Genomic DNA, 3,654 nt, shown 5'->3' on the forward strand with positions numbered 1-3,654 from the left:
TCAAAGGGAGCCAAAATTCCAAAAGCCATGTCGAAAGACGTGGCTTTTTCGTTTATAGCGACTGGTGTATTTCAAATCCAAGCAAAAAGATGTGATTCCCTCGCTCTAGTCAATTAAAAACACTCTAAGCTTATGTTTCTTAAGGGCGCTTGCTCAACTCCCCAATCAAGCTGAAATTTCAATCAATCGAACCTCACCGGCTATGCTTTTATCATCACCACCAGCAACCTAAATGATATTAATTCTCAACAACTTGGCGTTTTTCAAATTTAGAATCATAATTCTATAATTAACTGACTAATAAACAGTCAAATACCAAAAAACCTTGCTCTGTCTCGGTTGTTAAATACGTAACAAAGCAGGATAATATTAGGATCTGATTTATTTTTATTGAGATGCCATGACAGAGTACCTGTTGCTGCTTGTTGGCACCGTTTTGGTCAACAACTTTGTTCTTGTAAAATTTTTAGGCTTGTGCCCCTTCATGGGTGTTTCAAAAAAACTTGAAACAGCTATAGGCATGGGCTTAGCTACGACATTTGTCCTTACTTTGGCATCGGTGAGCGCATACCTCGTTGAAACCTACATCTTAACGCCGTTAGGTATTCAATATCTCCGCACCATGAGTTTTATTCTGGTTATCGCTGTTGTCGTTCAGTTCACCGAAATGGTTGTTCACAAAACCAGCCCGACTCTTTACCGCCTTCTTGGTATTTTTCTGCCGTTGATTACCACAAACTGTGCTGTTCTAGGTGTAGCGTTGCTCAACATTAATGAGAATCACAATTTCATTGAATCCATTGTTTATGGTTTTGGGGCCGCTGCTGGCTTCTCAATCGTTTTGATTTTGTTTGCGTCTATGCGTGAACGTATTGCCGCCGCTAACGTACCAATGCCGTTTCGCGGTGCATCCATTGCAATGATTACCGCCGGATTAATGTCGCTTGCATTCATGGGCTTTACAGGGCTGGTGAAACTGTAATGAGTGGAATTCTAATTGCTATCATTGCACTTGCAGCCTTAGCGGCTATTTTTGGTGCGATTCTTGGTTTTGCTTCAATTAAGTTCAAAGTTCAAGCTGATCCGATTGTGGATCAAATCGATGAAATTTTGCCTCAGACTCAATGTGGTCAATGTGGTTACCCTGGTTGTCGCCCTTATGCCGAAGCCATTGCAAATGGTGACTCCATCACTAAATGCCCTCCTGGCGGGCAAGCGGCTATCGAAAAGCTAGCAGATTTAATGGGGGTTGAAGCGGGAGAACCGGAACACGACCCAGAAAAAAGCATCAAAAAGGTCGCTTACATACACGAAGATATGTGTATAGGCTGCACTAAATGCATCCAAGCTTGCCCCGTAGATGCCATAGTAGGAGGCAACAAAGCGCTGCACACCGTTATCAAAGATGAATGTACTGGTTGTGACCTGTGTGTCGCACCTTGCCCGACGGACTGCATCGAAATGATTCCAATTGCGCAAACAACGGATACATGGAAGTGGCAATTAAACACAATACCGGTGGTTAACGTCACCGACTCTCAACCTCAAAAATTACAATAAGAAGGATTGGGCATGTTGTCACTCATTGAGAAAATTCGTTCTGGTTACCTCTGGGATTTCCCCGGCGGTATTCACCCACCAGAAAATAAGCGCCAATCTAACCAGTCAGGAATGCAGGTATTACCACTTCCGCAAGAGCTGGTTATTCCTGTAAAACAGCACATTGGGAAACCCGGTGATCTCGTGGTATCAATAGGTGATCACGTGGTCAAAGGTCAGCCACTGACTCGCTGTTCATTAAGCTTCATGCTTCCAATTCACGCCCCGACATCTGGGACCATTATCGCGATAGAGCCCCGAACGACCGCTCACCCGTCTGGTCTGACAGAATTGTCCGTCGTTATTGAACCCGACGGAAAAGATGAGTGGGGAAAAAAGAACCCCATTGCGAATTATCAACAAGAAACATCAGACGACTTAATTGAAGCTATTCGTCAGGCAGGCGTGTCTGGAATGGGCGGAGCCGGATTTCCAACAGCCAAAAAAATCCAGTCGGGATTAGCGAAAACAAAAATATTCATCGTCAACGCTGCGGAGTGCGAACCTTACATAACCGCTGATGATCGATTAATGCAAGAACATGCGGAAGAAATCATCAAAGGCATCGAAATTGTTGAGCACATACTTGAACCAGAGCTCACAATTATTGGCATCGAAGACAATAAACCAGAAGCCATCAAAGCACTGCAAGCTGCTGCTACGGCAAAGGATCTTGTTATTCGAGTCATCCCGACGAAGTATCCTTCTGGTGGCGAAAAGCAACTCATCAAAATACTGACCGATATGGAAGTTCCAGCAAATGGTATTCCAGCGGATATTGGCATATTGGTTCAAAATGTGGGTTCAATGCATGCCATCAAACGTGCGATCATCGACGGCGAGCCTCTTATACAGCGTGTAGTGACTCTGACAGGTAAAACCTTCAGACAACCTCGCAACGTTTGGGCTTTGATTGGTTCGCCTGTTTCACACTTATTGGAACACGCAGATTATAAAGCCGATAAAAAAGCACCTCGCCTTATCATGGGCGGACCAATGATGGGATTTGCGCTACCACATGCCAATGTCCCCATTACCAAAACAGCCAACTGTATTCTTGCACCCGCACGTCGGGAATTGCCTGTTGAGCGTTACGAGATGGAATGCATTCGTTGTGGCGAATGTGCGGACGTATGCCCCGCCTCTTTACTTCCTCAACAACTTCAGTGGTACGCAAAGGATCAAGACTACGATAAGTGCGAAGAACTCAACCTAAAGGATTGCATCGAATGTGGAGCTTGTGCGTTTGTCTGTCCAAGTGAAATTCCTTTAGTCCACTACTACCGTGAAGCTAAAGCGGAAATCCGTACTCGTAAAGAAGAAGCCATCGCTGCTGAGCGAGCTAAAAAACGCTTCGAAGAAAAGAATGCTCGAATGGAGCGCGATAAGCTCGCTCGTGAAAATAAATTCAAAAAAGCCGCGGAAGCGCGCCGTAAAGATTTGAAGACTGGTGACGGTGACGACGCCATTGCCGCAGCCATTGCTAGAGTTAAGTCCCAGAAAGCACAAACAACAGCAACAGATGAAGTTAAACCGGCTGTTGCAGCTGCTATTGCTCGCGCTAAAGCCAAGCAAGCTGAGGCAATAAAATCTGGACAATCTGAACCAGATAACAGTGAAATGGCAAAACTCAGAGAAGAGCGTAAGCGTCAAGCGAGAGAACGTAAAGCCTTAAAAGCAAACGAAACGGCTGATTCAGAATCAAAAGACAAGCAAGATGCCAGTAAAAAAGATGCAGTCGCTGCAGCTATTGCTCGTGCGAAGGCAAAAAAATCAGCTCAACCAGAACAAGCGGAAACAACAGGAAACGAGAAAAAAGACGCGGTAGCCGCTGCCATCGCAAGGGCGAAAGCGCGCAAGGCACAGCAATCTGAGTCGAAAGAACCTGAAACCTTGGATTCAAACGAATCTACGGCTAAAGCACCCACTGAAGAAGACCCGAAAAAAGCCGCGGTAGCCGCTGCCATTGCAAGGGCGAAAGCGCGTAAGGCAAAACAAGCTCAAGCAACTGAAAGTGACGACTCGGACTCAAACGAGCCTGCAACGGAAACACCT

3 protein-coding genes are annotated in these 3,654 nt (G+C 45.5%); all 3 read left to right on the forward strand.

The features are described 5' to 3' along the window. Positions 1–400: 400 nt before the first annotated feature. Complete coding sequence (rsxA, locus tag VPNCDNU1_RS27165; protein WP_101111487.1) at positions 401–982, forward strand: electron transport complex subunit RsxA; 582 nt, start codon at positions 401–403, stop codon at positions 980–982. After that, the gene (gene rsxB / locus VPNCDNU1_RS27170; protein WP_101111486.1) at positions 982–1,560 is read left to right on the forward strand and encodes an electron transport complex subunit RsxB; all 579 of its coding nucleotides are present in this window, start codon (positions 982–984) and stop codon (positions 1,558–1,560) included. Before rsxA ends, rsxB begins: the two co-directional genes overlap by 1 nt. A gap of 12 nt (positions 1,561–1,572) precedes the next feature. Further along, on the forward strand, positions 1,573–3,654 hold a 2,082-nt coding region (rsxC, locus tag VPNCDNU1_RS27175; RefSeq protein ID WP_104403285.1), incomplete at its 3' end, for an electron transport complex subunit RsxC.

Origin of the sequence: Vibrio penaeicida, from assembly GCF_002933855.1 — a bacterium.
In the GTDB taxonomy this organism is placed as follows: Bacteria; Pseudomonadota; Gammaproteobacteria; order Enterobacterales; family Vibrionaceae; genus Vibrio; species Vibrio penaeicida_A.